This is a genomic window from Streptomyces sp. NPDC057877 (genome assembly GCF_042796855.1).
Taxonomy (GTDB): Bacteria; Actinomycetota; Actinomycetes; order Streptomycetales; family Streptomycetaceae; genus Streptomyces.
In genome coordinates this window covers 576,472-592,530 of sequence record NZ_JBHVMS010000002.1, presented here as the reverse complement: position 1 = coordinate 592,530, position 16,059 = coordinate 576,472, and the positions used below count along the sequence as shown (strand labels likewise).

At 71.2% G+C, this 16,059-nt stretch carries 12 protein-coding genes, 1 pseudogene and 1 riboswitch; of the genes and pseudogenes, 1 reads left to right on the top strand and 12 read right to left on the bottom strand.

All coding sequences use genetic code 11. The annotated features are described in order from the left end of the window. Nucleotides 1–10 precede the first annotated feature (10 nt). The 3 genes from ACFVQG_RS06495 to ACFVQG_RS06485 all read right to left on the bottom strand — a co-directional run bounded on the left by ACFVQG_RS06495 (nt 11) and on the right by ACFVQG_RS06485 (nt 4,503). The gene (locus ACFVQG_RS06495) at nt 11–796 is read right to left on the bottom strand and encodes an SGNH/GDSL hydrolase family protein (protein ID WP_383377966.1); all 786 of its coding nucleotides are present in this window, start codon (nt 794–796) and stop codon (nt 11–13) included. 192 nt (nt 797–988) lie between these two features. Continuing rightward, nucleotides 989–1,951, bottom strand: coding sequence for a peptidoglycan DD-metalloendopeptidase family protein (locus ACFVQG_RS06490; protein WP_383377501.1), 963 nt, complete (start codon nt 1,949–1,951; stop codon nt 989–991). Between the two features lie 4 nt (nt 1,952–1,955). Continuing rightward, a riboswitch (cyclic di-AMP (ydaO/yuaA leader) is annotated at nt 1,956–2,115 on the bottom strand. A 306-nt stretch (nt 2,116–2,421) separates the two neighbouring features. Continuing rightward, nucleotides 2,422–4,503, bottom strand: coding sequence for an alpha-galactosidase (locus ACFVQG_RS06485; protein ID WP_383377499.1), 2,082 nt, complete (start codon nt 4,501–4,503; stop codon nt 2,422–2,424). Between the two features lie 191 nt (nt 4,504–4,694). On the opposite strand from ACFVQG_RS06485, the gene ACFVQG_RS06480 reads away from it, so the two are divergent. After that, nucleotides 4,695–5,492, top strand: a complete 798-nt coding sequence (locus ACFVQG_RS06480; RefSeq protein WP_383377497.1) for a tyrosine-protein phosphatase — start codon at nt 4,695–4,697, stop codon at nt 5,490–5,492. Between the two features lie 19 nt (nt 5,493–5,511). On the opposite strand, the gene ACFVQG_RS06475 is transcribed toward ACFVQG_RS06480, so the two are convergent. The 9 genes and pseudogenes from ACFVQG_RS06475 to ACFVQG_RS06435 all read right to left on the bottom strand — a co-directional run bounded on the left by ACFVQG_RS06475 (nt 5,512) and on the right by ACFVQG_RS06435 (nt 16,034). Next, nucleotides 5,512–5,637, bottom strand: a complete 126-nt coding sequence (locus tag ACFVQG_RS06475) for a DUF6126 family protein (RefSeq protein WP_376736078.1) — start codon at nt 5,635–5,637, stop codon at nt 5,512–5,514. Then, nucleotides 5,630–6,259: a helix-turn-helix domain-containing protein gene (locus ACFVQG_RS06470; RefSeq protein ID WP_383377495.1), complete on the bottom strand. Its 630-nt coding sequence runs from the start codon at nt 6,257–6,259 to the stop codon at nt 5,630–5,632. Before ACFVQG_RS06470 ends, ACFVQG_RS06475 begins: the two co-directional genes overlap by 8 nt. A gap of 69 nt (nt 6,260–6,328) precedes the next feature. Beyond that, nucleotides 6,329–7,780: an aspartate aminotransferase family protein gene (locus ACFVQG_RS06465; protein WP_383377493.1), complete on the bottom strand. Its 1,452-nt coding sequence runs from the start codon at nt 7,778–7,780 to the stop codon at nt 6,329–6,331. A 302-nt stretch (nt 7,781–8,082) separates the two neighbouring features. Then, a pseudogene (gene dxs, locus ACFVQG_RS06460) lies at nt 8,083–9,954 on the bottom strand (1-deoxy-D-xylulose-5-phosphate synthase); the annotation flags it as partial. Nucleotides 9,955–9,991: 37 nt separating this feature from the next. Continuing rightward, entirely contained in the window at nt 9,992–11,167 is a 1,176-nt protein-coding gene (gene ispG / locus ACFVQG_RS06455) for a flavodoxin-dependent (E)-4-hydroxy-3-methylbut-2-enyl-diphosphate synthase (protein ID WP_383377491.1), read from the bottom strand. 4 nt (nt 11,168–11,171) lie between these two features. After that, a complete protein-coding gene (gene hpnH / locus ACFVQG_RS06450; protein WP_383377489.1) occupies nt 11,172–12,194 on the bottom strand; it encodes an adenosyl-hopene transferase HpnH in 1,023 nt (340 codons plus the stop codon). A 5-nt stretch (nt 12,195–12,199) separates the two neighbouring features. Beyond that, nucleotides 12,200–12,841 carry a 1-hydroxy-2-methyl-2-butenyl 4-diphosphate reductase gene (locus ACFVQG_RS06445; protein ID WP_383377487.1) on the bottom strand — a complete coding sequence of 214 codons (642 nt, stop codon included), beginning with the start codon at nt 12,839–12,841 and terminating at the stop codon, nt 12,200–12,202. Continuing rightward, nucleotides 12,841–14,850 carry a squalene--hopene cyclase gene (gene shc / locus ACFVQG_RS06440; RefSeq protein WP_383377485.1) on the bottom strand — a complete coding sequence of 670 codons (2,010 nt, stop codon included), beginning with the start codon at nt 14,848–14,850 and terminating at the stop codon, nt 12,841–12,843. The genes ACFVQG_RS06445 and shc overlap by 1 nt, the downstream gene beginning before the upstream one ends. A gap of 119 nt (nt 14,851–14,969) precedes the next feature. Further along, nucleotides 14,970–16,034, bottom strand: a complete 1,065-nt coding sequence (locus tag ACFVQG_RS06435; protein WP_383377964.1) for a polyprenyl synthetase family protein — start codon at nt 16,032–16,034, stop codon at nt 14,970–14,972. Nucleotides 16,035–16,059 lie beyond the last annotated feature (25 nt).

Below are 16,059 nucleotides of genomic sequence, written 5' to 3'. Positions count from 1 at the left end.
CCCACCGCCCTCACGCCACCGCGCCGATCCGCATCCTGATGTCGTCCGGCGAGAGCGCCCCCTTGGCCGTCACGTGGTCGCCCGAGGACTCGCCCCGGAGCCTGCGGCCGATCCACGGCACCAGGAACTCGCGCGCCCACTGGACGTCGTCGCGCCGCACCTCCAGCGTGCCGCGCGGCGGCAGCGGGGGCCACGGCTGGTCCGGGTCGGCCGGGACCTCGAGACTGAGCACCTGACCCGCGCGGAGCGCCACGCGCGTGTGCCCCTCGGGTGACAGGTGCAGCCGGTCGTGGTCCCAGGCCCGGCGGTCCTGCACCGACCTCAGGGACCACAGGTCGAGCACCGGACAGCCGTACCGGTCGGCGATGGCGCGCACATGCCCGTTGTAGGTGGCTATCTTGCCGCGCAAGTGCTTGAGGACGGGGACGCCGCGGGTGTCGAAGCCGGTGGTCACCATGACCCTGCCCGCCACCGCCGCGAGCCGGGCCACCGCCTGCTCGAACCGCTCCGCCACCTCGTCCGGGTCCGTGCCGGGCCGGAGGATGTCGTTGCCGCCCGCGCAGAAGGACACGAGGTCCGGGGCGAGTTCGACGGCGCGCGGCACCTGGTCGGCCACGATCTGGTCGAGCAGCTTCCCGCGCACCGCGAGGTTGGTGTACCGGAAGTCGCCCTCGGGCCGCCGGTCGGCGAGCAGCACCGCGAACCGGTCGGCCCAGCCGACGAACGCCCCGTCGGGGCCGGGGTCGCCGACGCCCTCGGTGAAGCTGTCCCCCACCGCCACGTACGACCCGATCACTGATCTGCTGTCATTCTTCGAATCGTCTGCCACATCGGCTCATCTTTCCCCGTCGAATGTGACCTACGCGACCGTAGGAAAGGGTTGACGGGCGGTGAGATAAGCCACGGCCAAGCCTTGGTCAACTCGGGAATACGGCGACGGCCGGACCCGGTGGGCGGGTCCGGCCGTCGGCGGTGTGCGGTGCGGGCGTCAGCCGATGGAGACGCCGTGCGAGCGCAGGTAGGCCACCGGGTCGATGTCCGACCCGTAGCTCGGCGTGGTGCGGATCTCGAAGTGCAGGTGCGGGCCAGTCGAGTTGCCGGTCGAGCCCGACAGACCGATCTGCTGGCCGCCCGTCACACTCTGGCCGCTGGAGACGGACAGCGAGGACAGGTGGGCGTACTGGGCGTAGTAGCCGTCGTCGAGCTTGATGACGACCTGGTTGCCGTACGCACCGGCCCAGCCCGCGGAGACCACGGTGCCCGGACCGACGGCCTTGAGCGGGGTGCCGGTCGCGGCGGCGAAGTCGACGCCGGTGTGGTAGCCGCTGGACCACATGCTGCCCGCCACCTTGTAGGCGGTGCCGACGGCGGCACCGTCGACGGGAGAGCTGTAACCGGTGGCGGCGGACTGGGCGGCCGTGGCGGCGTTGGAGGAGGACTCCGGGGCCGACGTCTTCGCGGAGGACTCCGAGGACGGTGAGGTCTCGGAGGACTGCGACGGCTTCGACGGCTTCGAGGACTCCGTGGAAGCGGCGGACGGCTTCGACGGCTTGCCGCCCGTCTCCGCCTTCTGCCCGATCGTGAGCTTCAGACCCGGGTGGATCAGCGACGGGTCCGCGCCGACGGCCTCGCGGTTGTCGGCGTAGAGCTTCTTCCAGCCACCGCTGACGTTCTGCTCGTCGGCGATCTTCGACAGATAGTCACCGGCCCGCACGGAATAGGTCCGCACGCCCGCCTTCTTGGCGGTGGACTTCTTCTCGGCGGCCGACTTCTGCACCACCACGGGGGCGGACTGGACGGCCTTTTCCGAAACGGACTGCGGGGTGGCGGCGTGGGCGCCGGAAGCACCCATCAGGGGCAGTGCGAGCGCGGCGCCCCCGGTGCCGGCGACGGCGATGGAGCGGGCGATACGCAGGGACTTGGGACGGCGGTGCTTACCCTTGGCGGGCATGGCGAATTCCTCTCCGGCGCCTGCGAGGTGAGCTGTCGGGTGCGGACTGGAGATGCCCGGCCACACCGAGGTGCGGCTTTACCCCGAGCCGTTCCGGAGACCGGAACAGGCGGTTTACCTGTGGGTCCCCCGCTCCTGCCGATACGGGTGAGTGTGCGCGGAGTCCGGGCGGCGGCAGGATTCGGCGTTCCGCCCGGGGTCGGTGTGGAACGTAAGCGAGCAAGACGCAAAGGGACAAGCGAGAGGTTCCGCCCGAACGCCTTCTTCTTGATCCCTAAGGGGAATTGCCGGTCACGGTGAGTTGTTCCGGACGGCACCGCTTTCCGTAAAAGCCCTTGAAAAGGACCCGAATTACGTGAACATGACGGGCGACTCACGGTCACGAATATGACGCTGCTCACGCGACAGTTCTCCAGGGCACCCCATTCCAAGGCGAGTTGGAATGGAAGCCATTAATTCGGACAGATGACTCAGATGCGACGCAGGCGGATAACCGTCGCATCAAGGTCCCCGCGCAGCCTCAGCCGCAACCCGTGGTGCAGCAGTACCGCACCTCGGTGAATTTCGCCCGTTTCACGGCATTCATACGAGCTTGCCGGGTCCAAGCCGCGCAGTCGCAGCGCCGGAACCGGCTCCCCGTGGCGCTGCGACTGGAGGCAGGCGACGACGGCCGTCTCCCCGTCGAGCACGTACTGCACCGCGCTCAGCCCGCCCTCCGGCGGCCGGAGCCGGTAGAGGTCCCCGCGCTGCACCAGCGGCCGGATCGCCTTGTAGAGCGCCACCCAGTCGCGGGCCTCGGCCAGCTCCGCCTCGGTCCAGCGGGTCAGGTCACCGCCCACCCCCAGCACCCCCGCCATGGCGCTCACGAACCGGAAGCGCAGCGAGCTGGCCCGCCCGTTGAGCTGCTCGTTGGGACTGTCGGTCACCCAGGCGGCCATCACGCGCGCGGGATGGATCTGGCTGAAGCCGTACTGGATGGCGAGCCGGTCGAGCGGGTCGGTGTTGTCGGAGGTCCACACCTGGTCCGTACGGCTCAGGACGCCGAGGTCGATCCGGCCGCCGCCGCCCGAGCAGGACTCGAAGGCGACCCCCGGGTGGGCCGCCCGCAGCCGGTCCAGGAGCGCGTACAGCGCCCGCACATGGTCCACCCACAGCCGCTGCGGATACGGCTCCCCGGGCCACCCGGCGTCGGTGAAGCAGCGGTTGAAGTCCCACTTCACGTAGTCGATCGGGGCGCTGGACAGCAGGGCGTCGAGACGCTCGAAGAGGTACTCCTGGACGTCCTCGCGAGCGAGGTTCAGTACAAGCTGATTGCGGAACTCTGTCCGCTTTCGGCCCGCTTGGTACTGCACCCAGTCCGGATGGGCCCGGTACAGGTCGCTGTCCGGGTTGACCATCTCGGGCTCGACCCAGATACCGAAGTCCATGCCCAGCGCGTGCACGTCCGCGGCGAGCGGCGCCAGCCCGCGCGGGAAGCGGTCCGGGCTGGGCGTCCAGTCGCCGAGCCCGGCCCGGTCGCCGGTGCGGGCGCCGAACCAGCCGTCGTCGACCACGAACAGCTCGACGCCGATCGCGGCGGCCCGCCGCGCGAGGGCCCGCTGCTGGTCCTCGGAGATGCCGAACCCGGTCGCCTCCCAGGAGTTGAACAGCACCGGCCGGTCCCGGTCCGCGTCGGGAACGACGTACGCCCGCTGGTAGCGGTGCCACGCGCGGCTCGCGCCGCCGAAGCCGCCGTCGCTCCACAGCCCGGCGAAGACCGGTGTGGTGAACGACTCCCCGGCCGCCAGCCGCAGCAGGCCCGAGTCGTCGTGTCCGGCGCCGCCGGTGATCTGCACGCGCGCGTCCGGGAGCTGGGCGACGCAGATCCGCCAGGAGCCCGACCAGCCCAGCGCACAGCCGTAGACCTCGCCCCGCTCCTCGGTGGCGTCGGTGTCCAGCGCGACCCAGGGCAGGTGCTGGTGGCCGGTGTGCCCGCGGCGGCTGCCGATGACCTTCTCACCGTAGGTGAGGGGGGCGGCGGTCAGCCGGGACTCGGCGGCCCAGCGGCCGTGCAGCTGGGTCAGGCGCCAGGCGTCGCGCTCCGGGAGCGTCCAGGTGGCGGAGTCGGCGCGCAGCAGCTCGGCCTCGGCACCGGCGTTGGCGACGGTGACCCAGCGTTCGACCACGTCGTGCCGCATCCGGTAGTGCAGGGTGACGGTCAGGTCCGCGTCCCGGAAGCACAGCCGCAACACGTCACCGTCGCTGGAGTACCGCTCGAAGCGCCACTCGGTGCCGCGCCGCTCGCCGGTGCGCACGGACAGGGCGGGGCGCACGAAGCGGGGGCCGCCCTCGACGGGGTACTCCTCGCGTCCGTCGAGCCGGGACTCGAAGGGCCAGTCGTCCGGCAGCGGGCGCGCGGCGAGCGCCTCGGCGTCGGCGAGGGCGATACGGGGGCCCCAGTGCAGATGCACCAGCTCGTCGGCGTCGGTGAGATGGACGGCGTAACCGCTCGCGGGCCCGGACAGCAGCCACGTACGGCCGTTCTCGGCGATCTCCACCGGCACTCGACCCACCCACCCCACAGATCCCGACAGCTCCGCTCAACGACGAACATCATCGACCGTTTCGGAGCAGCGGGGCAACGCCTGTGGACAACCGCGGCAACTCCCTGTGGACAACTCATTGCCCCAGGAATCCATGTCGTATCGTCAGGGGCGTACCCGTCGGCGATCGGCGCCGCCGGGGCCGATGGGAGGGAGCCCCCGTGACGCAGCAGATCCCGTCGACCGAGCCCGAACTGGCCGGTGTGCGCAACTTCCGTGATGTGGGCGGACTGCCGACCGTGGACGGCCGCCGGGTGCGGCACGGAGTGCTGTTCCGCAGCGGGCACCTCGCCCACGCGACCGAGGAGGACGCCGCGTTCCTCGGCTCCCTGGGCCTGCACACGGTCTTCGACTTCCGCAACGCCGCGGACCAGAAGCTGGAGGGGCCGGACATCGAGCTGCCCGGCGTGCGCAATGTGAACCTGCCGCTGTCCGACCCGGCGGACGGCGCCGAGTTCTGGCGGATGGTCCGGGACGGCGATCTGGAGCAGCTGCGCGGAATGCTCTCCGACGGCAAGGCGGCCAACCGGATGATCGTCTCGTACCGCATGATCATCCAGGACCGCACCAGCGAGCACTCCCAGGTGCTGCGCTCCCTCGCCGAGGACAGCGTCCCCGCGCTGATGCACTGCGCCGCGGGCAAGGACCGCGCGGGCCTGTCGATCGCGGTGACCCTGCTGGCCCTGGGCGTGGAGCGCGAGGCCATCGTCGCCGACTACCTGGAGTCCAACGCCACCCACCGCCGCTACAAGGTGCACCGCAGCGGCAGCTCGTCCTCGGCCTACTCCCCCGAGGTCATGGAACTGCTCAGCCCCCTCTTCGACGCCCGCGCGGAGTACCTGTCGGCCGCCTTCGACACCATCGAGGAGACCTGGGGCGGCGTCGACGACTATCTCCGGCAGGGCCTGGGCGTCACCCCCGAGGTGCGCGACCGGCTGCGGGAGCGCCTCCTCGACTGAGGCGTACGCCGCCGACGCGTTACTTGGCGCCCACCTCGAACAGCAGATACAGGAACGCCGCGAAGAGGTGCCCCGCCACCACGTAGACGAACAGCCGGAACCAGATGCCCCGGGGCAGCTTCTGTTCGATGTCTCTGTCACTCATGGGTGTCTCCAGGGGTCGGGCCGAGGCACAGCGCGGTGGTGGGGCTCTGCAGGAGTGTGTGGACGAACAGCAGGTCGACCCCGTCCTCGCCCCCGGCGGCGAGGCGGTGCGGGGTCAGGGAGTCGAAGTGGGCGCTGTCACCCGGCCCGAGGCGGTGCGCCGCGTCGCCGAGCCGCAGGTCGAGGTGGCCGCGCAGCACGTACAGCCACTCCTCACCGGGGTGCACCCGGACGATGTCGCCCTGGGAGCCGTGCGGCACATGGACGCGCAGCGCCTGCATCCCGCGCCCGGGAGCGCCCGCCTTCCAGTAGGTCCAGCCGCCCGCGCGCGTGGGCTCCAGCTCCGCGCCGCGCAGTACGGCGTCCCGGTCGGCGACGGTCTCGCCGAGCAGCTCCGAGACGGTCGTACCGTAGACACGGGCCAGACCGAGCAGCATCGGCAGCGAGGGCTGGCGCTGCCCGGTCTCCAGGCGGGACAGGTGGGCGGGCGACAGCCCCGCCGAGCGGGCCGCCGCCTCCAGCGTGAGGGAGGCCCGGCGGCGCAGCGCGCGCAGCTGGGGTGCGATGGTGGGCGGCAGGGCCTCGGAACCTCCGGGCCCCGCGTCGGCTTCCGGTGAGCGCATGCTCCCATTGAGCCGGATTTTTGCCCCTCGGGCAATTTTCTTGCCTGAGAGGCAAACTCGCCCCTGAGGCTAACGGTTGGCGACCGCCTGCTTCACCAGTGTCTTCCCGAAGTCCCACACCAGCCCGCCGTCGTGCGCGTCGTCCATCACGGCCGTGAACGCGTCGACGAACCGGTCCACCTCCCGCTCACCGATGACCAGCGGTGGGATCAGCTTGATCACCTCCAGATGGTCACCGGAGACCTGGGTGAGGATCCGGTGCCGCTGGAGCAGCGGCACGACCACCATCTGCGCGAACAGGCCCTTGCGCGCGGCCTGGAGCATGCTCCAGCGGGTGCGCAGCTTCAGCGACCTGGGCCTGCCGAACTCGATCCCGATCATCAGGCCCCGGCCGCGCACGTCGGCGAGCAGCTCGTACCGGTCGACGAGGGCGGCGAGCCGGGTGCGCAGCAGGTCGCCCGTGGCCCGGGCGCCCGCGACGATCTGCTCCCGCTCCATGACCGACAGCACCGCGAGGCCCGCCGCCATGGCCTGGGCGTTGGAGCCGAAGCTGGCCGAGTGGACGAGGACGCGGTCCATCGAGGAGTAGACCTTCTTGAAGATCCAGTCCTTGCCGAGGGTGGCGCCCACCGGGACATAGCCGCCGGAGAGCGCCTTGGCCACACAGACCAGGTCCGGCTCGACGCCCTCCTCGTGCTGGTAGGCGTAGAAGTCGCCGGTGCGGCCGAGGCCCGTCTGCACCTCGTCGGCGATGAGCAGCGCCTTGTGCCGGTGCAGCAGCTCCTGCGCGGCGCGCAGATAGCCGGGCGGCGCCGCGTGCACGCCCTTGCCCTGGATGGGCTCGACGATCAGCGCGGCGACGTCGCCGCGCTTCAGCTCGCGGGCGAGGGCGTCGAGATCGCCGAGCGGTACGGCGGTGTCGGGCAGCAGCGGGGCGAAGCCGTCGCGGAAGCCGGTCTCGCCGTTGACCGACAGCGAGCCGGTGGTCAGGCCGTGGAAGGCGTGCGTGCAGTACAGCACGCGCGGCCTGCCCGTGGCGTACCGGGCGAACTTCAGCGCGGTCTCCACCGCCTCGGTGCCGCTGTTGCCGAAGAACACCCGGTCCAGGTGCGGGCTGTGGGCGAGGAGCCGCTCGGCCAGCAGTCCGGGCAGCGGCTGGCAGTCGAAGCGGGTGAGGTCGGCCAGCTGGGCGTCGAGGACGTCGTGCAGCGCCTTGCGGACGACGGGATGGTGGCGGCCCAGGCCCATCACCCCGAACCCGGCGAGCATGTCCAGGTAGTCGGCGCCGTCCGCGTCCCAGAAGTAGGCGCCCTCGGCCCGCTCGTAGACCTTGTCGAAGCCGATGGTGTGCAGCATGCGCGGCAGTTGGTGGTTGAGGTGCCGGGCGTGCAGCTCGTAGCGCTCACCGCCGCGTTCCGTCAGCAGGGCACCGAGGTCGAACTCCGCGCCACCGCCCGACGCCGGACGTGACGGGGACGGCACCGGCGCGGACGGCTGGGGCACGGATTCCGCGGTGGTCATTCAGCTTGCTCCTCGGAGGACGGCTCTGGGACGGCTTTCTCGGCGTGCGGGCCCTTCTCGGCGTGGGCCACGCGGGCGGCCCCCTCGGTGGGCGCGATGGGCGCGGCCTGCTCGATGCGCGCGGCCTTCTCAGTGTGCGCGGCCCGCCCGGCGTTCGCGGCCTTCTCGGTGTGCGCGGCCCGCCCGGCGTTCGCGGCCTTCTCGGTGTGCGCGGCCCGCCCGGCGTTCGCGGCCTTCTCGGTGTGCGCGGCCCGCCCGGCGTTCGCGGCCTTCTCGGAGGACTTCACGCCTTCCCGCGCCCGCTCCTGCCGCACCGCCAGGCTCGCACCGATCCGCCCCGCGATCTCCACCGGCGTCAGCCCGATGTCGGCGAGCACCTCGCCCCGCTTGGCGTGCGCGAGGAACTGCTCCGGGATGCCGAACCGCCGCAGCGGCACGTCCACTTCGGCGTCCCGCAGCGCCAGCTCCACCGCCGCACCCACTCCGGCCGCGCGGCTGTTGTCCTCGACGACCGCCACCAGCCGGTGCGGGGCGGCGAGCCCCGGCAGCGCCGGGTCGACCGGCTTGACCCAGCGGGGGTCGACGACGGTGCAGCCGATGCCGCGGGCCTCCAGCAGCTCCGCGGCCTGGAGACAGACCGGCGCCATCACGCCCACGGCGACCAGCAGGACCTCCGGCTGATCGGCCCGGTGCAGTACGTCGACGCCGCCGACGCGGTCGCACGCCGGGATCTCGGGGCCGACGCTCTCCTTCGGGAAGCGGACCAGCGTCGGCGCGTCGTCGACGGCGACCGCCTCGCGCAGTTGGGCGCGCAGTTGCTCGGCGTCGCGCGGCGCGGCGATGCGCAGCCCGGGGACGACCTGGAGGACCGACATGTCCCACATGCCGTTGTGGGAGGCGCCGTCGACACCGGTGACCCCGGCCCGGTCCAGGACGAAGGTCACCCCGCAGCGGTGCAGGGCGATGTCCATCAGCAGTTGGTCGAAGGCGCGGTTGAGGAAGGTGGCGTAGACGGCGATGACCGGGTGCAGTCCTCCGGTGGCCAGGCCCGCCGCGGAGACGGCCGCGTGCTGCTCGGCGATGCCGACGTCGTAGATGCGGTCGGGGAAGCGCTCGGCGAACTTGCCGAGGCCGACCGGGTGCAGCATGGCGGCGGTGATCGCCACGATGTCCGCGCGCTCCTCGCCGATGCGGACGATCTCCTCGCCGAACACGGACGTCCAGGACGGCCCGCCGGACGGGGCGAGCGGCGCGCAGGTGCGCGGGTCCATCACCCCGACGGTGTGGAAGTGGTCCTCCTCGTGCGCGAGGGCGGGTTCGTAGCCGCGGCCCTTCTCGGTGAGGCAGTGCACGAGGACCGGCCCGTGGAAGCGCTTGGCGCGGCGCAGCGCGGACTCGACGGCGCCGATGTCATGACCGTCGATCGGGCCGACGTACTTCAGGCCCAGGTCCTCGAACATGCCCTGCGGCGCGAAGGCGTCCTTGAAGCCCTTCTTGGCGCCGTGCAGCGCCTCGTAGAGCGGGCCGCCGACCACCGGGGTGCGCTGGAGCACGTCCTTGCCCCAGGCCAGGACCTGCTCGTAGCCGTCGGTGGTGCGCAGGGTGGCGAGGTGGTTGGCGAGGCCGCCGATGGTGGGCGAGTAGGACCGCTCGTTGTCGTTGACGACGATGATCAGGGGCCGGTTCTTGGCGGCGGCGATGTTGTTCAGCGCCTCCCAGGCCATGCCGCCGGTGAGCGCGCCGTCGCCGACGACCGCGACGACGTGTCCCTTCTCGCCCTGTACCTGGCGGGCCTTGGCGAGGCCGTCGGCCCAGCCGAGCGCGGTGGAGGCGTGGCTGTTCTCGATGATGTCGTGCTCGGACTCCTCGCGCGAGGGATAGCCGGACAGGCCGCCCTTGCCGCGCAGCTTGGAGAAGTCCTGACGGCCGGTCAGCAATTTGTGTACGTAGCTCTGGTGGCCGGTGTCCCACAGGATGCGGTCGACGGGCGACTCGAAGACCCGGTGGAGCGCGATGGAGAGTTCCACCACCCCCAGATTGGGCCCGAGATGACCACCGGTCCTGGCGACCGCGTGGATCAGGAACTCCCTGATCTCCTCGGACAGTTGGCCAAGCCGCGCCTCGGACAGCGCCTTCAGGTCGCGTGGTCCCCGGATCGTCTCAAGTATCGTCACGCTCGGGCCCCCTCTCGGTCCGTGCTGTTTCCAGCCTCTAGCTCACAGTCACTTCCGGTTTCCCCGTGACGGTGGGGGCGCCGGACCCGGCACCGTCCTGCTCCATGCTCTCGGCGATCTTCATCGCCTCTTCGATGAGCGTCTCGACGATCTTGGACTCGGGGACGGTCTTGACGACCTCGCCCTTGACGAAAATCTGGCCCTTGCCGTTGCCGGAGGCCACCCCGAGGTCGGCCTCGCGGGCCTCCCCCGGCCCGTTGACCACACAGCCCATCACGGCGACCCGCAGCGGGACCTCCATGCCGTCCAGGCCCGCGGTCACCTCGTCGGCCAGCTTGTAGACGTCGACCTGGGCCCGGCCGCAGGACGGGCAGGAGACGATCTCCAGGCCGCGCTCCTTGAGGTTCAGCGACTCCAGGATCTGGATGCCGACCTTGACCTCCTCGGCCGGGGGCGCACTCAGCGAGACCCGGATGGTGTCGCCGATGCCCTGCGAGAGCAGCGCCCCGAAGGCCACGGCCGACTTGATCGTGCCCTGGAACGCCGGACCCGCCTCCGTCACCCCCAGATGCAGCGGGTAGTCGCACTGCGCGGCAAGCTGGCGGTAGGCCTCGATCATCACCACCGGGTCGTTGTGCTTGACCGAGATCTTGATGTCCCGGAAGTCGTGCTCCTCGAACAGCGACGCCTCCCACAGCGCCGACTCGACGAGCGCCTCCGGGGTCGCCTTGCCGTACTTCTGGAGCAGACGCCGGTCCAGGGAGCCCGCGTTCACGCCGATCCGGATCGGGGTGCCGTGGTCCTTCGCGGCCCGCGCGATCTCCTTGACCTTGTCGTCGAACTGCTTGATGTTGCCCGGATTGACGCGTACGGCCGCACACCCCGCCTCGATCGCGGCGAACACGTACTTCGGCTGGAAGTGGATGTCCGCGATCACCGGGATCTGCGACTTGCGGGCGATCGTCGCCAGCGCGTCCGCGTCGTCCTGCGTCGGACACGCCACGCGCACGATCTGGCAGCCCGACGCGGTGAGTTCCGCGATCTGCTGGAGGGTGGCACCGATGTCCGACGTACGCGTCGTCGTCATCGACTGCACCGACACCGGGGCCCCGCCCCCGACCGCCACCGGCCCGACCTGGATCCGCCGCGACGCACGCCGCTCGGCGACCGGCCGGACCGGTACCTCGGGGACGCCCAAGGGGACGGCGGTCATGGGGTCACTCCCGGTTCCCGGAGACCGTCTCGCGCATCGCGCGCAGGGACTCCTTCAGCGAGCCCATGGTGGCGAGGACGGCCGTGGGCTCGTAGCCGCAGTGCGCCATGCAGTTGGCGCAGCGCGGGTCCTTGCCGCGGCCGTACTTGTCCCAGTCGGTCTCCTCGATCAGTTCGCGGTACGTCGGCACGTACCCGTCGCTCATCAGGTAGCAGGGGCGCTGCCAGCCGAAGAGGGAGTAGTTCGGGATCGCCCAGGCCGTGCACGGGAAGTCGACCTTGCCCTCCAGGAAGTCCAGGAAGAGGGGCGAGTGGTTGAGCCGCCACTTGCGCCGGTTGCCGCCCGCGAAGGCCTTCTTGAACAGTTCGCGGGTCTGGTCGACGCCCAGGAAGTGCTCCTGGTCGGGCGCCTTCTCGTAGGCGTAGGCGGGCGAGATCATCATCTCGTCGACCTTCAGGTCGTCGTTGAGGTAGTTGAGCACCTCGATGACGGTCTGGGGGGTGTCGGTGTTGAAGAAGGTCGAGTTGGTGGTGACCCGGAAGCCGCGCCGCTTGGCCTCCTTGATGGCGGCCACGGCCTCGTCGAAGACGCCCTCCTTCGCCACCGACTCGTCGTGCCGTTCGCGCAGGCCGTCGATGTGGACGGCGAACGCGAAATACGGCGAGGGCTTGAACTTGTCCATCTTCTTGCGCAGCAGCATGGCATTGGTGCACAGGAAGACGTATTTCCGTTTGGCGACCAACTGGCGCACGATCTCGTCGATCTGCGGGTGCATCAGGGGCTCGCCCCCGGCGATCGACACCATCGGTGCGCCGGACTCGAGCACCGCGCCCACGGCCTGCGCGACCGGCATGCGCTGTTTGAGTACGCCCGCCGGATGCTGGATCTTCCCGCAGCCCTCGCACTTGAGATTGCAGGCGAAAAGCGGTTCCAGCTCGACGATCAGCGGAAACTTGTCCCGCCTGCGGAGCTTCTGTTCGGCCAAGTATGTAGCGACCTTGATGGACTGACGAAGCGGCATGGCCATCTGGCTCACCTCCTGGGGAGCAGCAAGGAACGGTGCCATTCGAAGAAAGCGGGAAGTACGGAACGAAGGACACGGAAAGCCGATATTCCACCGCGCACCGTGCCGATCCGGACGAGTTCATGTTCTGGAGCGTCCACGACCACCCGGACGGCCGCAACGGGGCGCGCGCCCGCTCGGACGGCGCTCAGCAGCGTGGCCGCGGACTCCATGTCCACGGCGATCGCGCCGGTGGTGAGCAGTTCGCCCCGCTCGTGCCCCCGGACGACATGGTCGGTGCCGGTGAGCGGCCCGGTGTGGACGGTACGGCCGGGCAGGGCCCGCACCAGCTCCTTGACCAGGAGTTCGGTGCCCACGCAGGGCGTGCGCCCGCGCGGGTCGCGCGTCTCCTCGGCGACGACCAGGTCACCGGGGTGCATGCCGGGGGCGAGCCCCGCGCAGAAGCCGGTGGCGAGGACGGCGGCGTCGCGCCGCGCCGGGTCGGCGAGGAACCGGGTGACCGAGCGCTCGGCCGCCTTGGGGCCCATGCCGGTGCGCAGCACGGTGAAGGGTGCTCCGGCGCCGCCCTTCTCGCCGGTGCGCAGGGCGAGTTGCTCGATGCCGAGCGCGCAGGCGATCAGCAGCGGGGCCGGGGCGGACGGTGGCGGCATCAGCCCCCCTTGGCCGCGTGGTGCGGCTGTAGGACCGAGGGCTCTCCGTACACGTACCGGCCGAGCGCGGTCACCGGGAAGACCTGCCGGTAGAGGTGGTAGTTGATGGAGAAGTCCCAGGGGAAGCCGGTGCCGGTGAAGTACGGCTCGTCCCAGGAGCCGTCCTCGCGCTGGGTGGCCGCCAGCCACTCGATGCCGCGTTCGACGGCCTTGGACTCCTGCTCCCCGGCCGCGAGCAGCGCCATCAGCGCCCACGCGGTCTGGGAGGCGGTGGAGGCGCCGCGGCCCCGCCACTCCCTGACGTACTTGTAGGAGCGCAGGTCCTCGCCCCAGCCGCCGTCCTCGTTCTGCACGCGCTCCAGCCAGCTCACCGCGCGGCGGATCGCCGGGTGCGAGCCGGGCAGTCCGGCGGTGACCAGGGCGGGGACGACGGACCCGGTGCCGTAGACGTAGTTGACGCCCCAGCGCCCGAACCACGAGCCGTCCGGCTCCTGGGCGTCGAGCAGCCAGGCGATGCCGCGGCGGGTGCGCGGGTCGTGGGCGAGGCCCTCCACCGCGAGCATCTCCACCACGTGCGCGGTGACGTCCGCCGACGGCGGGTCGATGACCTCGCCGAAGTCGCAGAACGGCAGCCGGTTGGGGAAGGGGCTGGTGTTGTCGACGTCGAACGCGCCCCAGGCGCCGTTCTTCGACTGCATGCCGAGGTTCCAGCGGACGCCGCGGCCGATCGCCTTGTCCACCCGCTCCGGGTCGTGGTGCTTGACCCGGCGCAGCGCCAGGACCACCTCCGCGGTGTCGTCGATGTCGGGGTAGTTGTCGTTGTGGAACTCGAACGCCCAGCCGCCGGGCGGCAGTCCGGGCCGCCGCACCGACCAGTCGCCGGGGCGCACGATCTGCTCGCCGAGCATCCAGTCGGCGGCCTTCACCAGTTGCGGGTGGTCGGCGGGGACGCCCGCGTCGGCGAGCGCGATGGTGGCGAGGCAGGTGTCCCAGACCGGGGACTGACAGGCCTCGATCATCCGGGCGCCGTCCTCGCGCCAGACGGCGAAACGGTCCAGCGACTCCAGACCGGCACGCATGATGGGGTGCTTGAGGTCGTAGCCGAGCAGGTGCAGCGCGATGATCGAGTACACGGCAGGGGGCTGGATGCCGCCCCAGCAGCCGTCGTTCTCCTGCCGCTCGATGATCCAGCGGGCGGCGGTGTTCATCGCGGCCCGGCGCAGTCGGCGCGGGGCGACCCTGCGGAAGGCGTGCAGCGCCTTGTCGATGCGCTGGAAGGCGCCGTCCCAGCTCGCCGCGGGGGCGAGCGGCCGGTACGGGTTGGGGTCGGCGGGATTGGTGTGCAGTTCGTCGAGCGGGAACGGCGCGGGCCGCACCGGACGCTTGGCGGAGACGATGGTCAGCGGGACGATCGTCTGCCGCGCCCAGCAGCCGAAGTCGTAGATGTTGAGCGGTACCCAGGTCGGGAAGTAGATCATCTCCGGGGGGAGTTCGGGCAGGTCCTCCCACTTCCACCAGCCGAACAGGGCCAGCCAGATCCGGGTGAAGACGCGGGCGGAGGCGATGCCGCCGCGGGCCCGGATCCATTCGGCCGCCTTCGCCATGTGCGGGGCGTCGGGGGTGTCCCCGGCCAGGCGCAGCGCGACGTACGCCTCGATGGTGGCGGAGAGGTCCCCGGGGCCGCCGTAGAAGGTGGCCCAGGTGCCGTCCTCGCGCTGCTCGCCGCGGATGAACAGGGCGGCGGCGTGGGCGGTCGGCTCCTCCAGGATGCCGAGGAACTGACGGAGCAGCAGGTCCTCGGCGTCCATGGAGACGTTGGTCTCGAGGTCGCCCTTCCACCAGCCCTCGGCGTCCTGCCGGGCCAGCAGGTGCTCCGTGGCGCGCTGCACCGCGCGCACGGCGGCTTCCTTGACCCCGGCCGCCTCGGGGGTGGTGATGTGGGTTTCGCTGGCCGCGGCAGCGCGGGGCGGCAGTGTGGCCCCGGTGCTTCCGTCGGTCGTCGCTGTCATGGCTTCCCCTTCGTGCAGTGCTGCAAATGGTGCGTCTGCTGTGGGTCCGCCGTCGGCCGGAGCGCGCCTGCGCGCTGCCCCGGCCGGCGACTACGCGAGATCTATTCGGCCAATAATGATCATCTCTTTCGTACGACGACGAAGTCGGCGAGCGCCGTGAACCGGTCGCGTACCCGGTCGGGCATGCCGACGGCGTCGAGGGCTTCGATGGCGATGGTGTGCTGGCGGCGCGCCTCCTCGGCGGTCCACCCGCGTCCGCCCGCCTCCTCGATGAGGGCGGCGCGGACCGCGAACTCCTCCTCGGAGAAGTTCGCGAAGTCGGTTGCCTTGGCGTCGGCGGCGAGCAGTTCGGCGAGCCGGTCGGAGGCGGGGCCGCCCGCGGCGAGCGCGGCCACCACCGGCAGGGACTTCTTGCGCTGTCGCAGATCGCTCCAGGTCTGCTTGCCGGTGGCCTCCGGGTCGCCCCAGATGCCGAGCAGGTCGTCGATGGCCTGGAAGGCGAGGCCGAGGTGGTAGCCGTAGCGCTCCAGGGCGTCGGCGGTGCGGTCGTCGGCACCGCCGAGGACGGCTCCGATGGAGCTGGCGCAGGCGAGCAGGGCGCCGGTCTTGTTGCCCTCCATCTCCAGGCACTCCTCGACGCTGACGCGGTCGCGGTGCTCGTAGGAGATGTCCTGGGCCTGGCCGTCGATCAGCGCGCGGGTCGCGGTGGTCAGCCGACGGGCGGCGCGGCCCGCCTCGACGCTGCCGAGTTCCAGCAGCACCTCGCTGGCCAGCGCGAACAGGGCGTCGCCGACGAGGATGGCCTGGGCGGGGCCGTGCACCTTCCAGACGGTGTCGCGGTGGCGGCGCTGTTCGTCGCCGTCCATCAGGTCGTCGTGCAACAGGGAGAAGTTGTGGACCAGTTCGACGGCCACGGCGCCCGGGACGCCGGTCTCCGGCGCGGCACCGGTGACCTCGGCGGAGAGCACGGCGAGGGCGGGGCGCACGGCCTTGCCGCCGTCGCCCGCGGTGGGGTTGCCGTGTGCGTCGATCCAGCCGAAGTGGTAGGCGGCGACCGTGTCCATGGGCGGCGCCAGGCGGTCGACGGCCGCCCGCAGCACCGGCGTGGCCAGGGTCCGGCCACGCTCCAGGAGCGCGGTCACGTCGACCGCGGTCTCTCGAGCGGCCGTCGAGGCCGGGGGCACAGGGGACACGTTCTCTCCTCTTGTT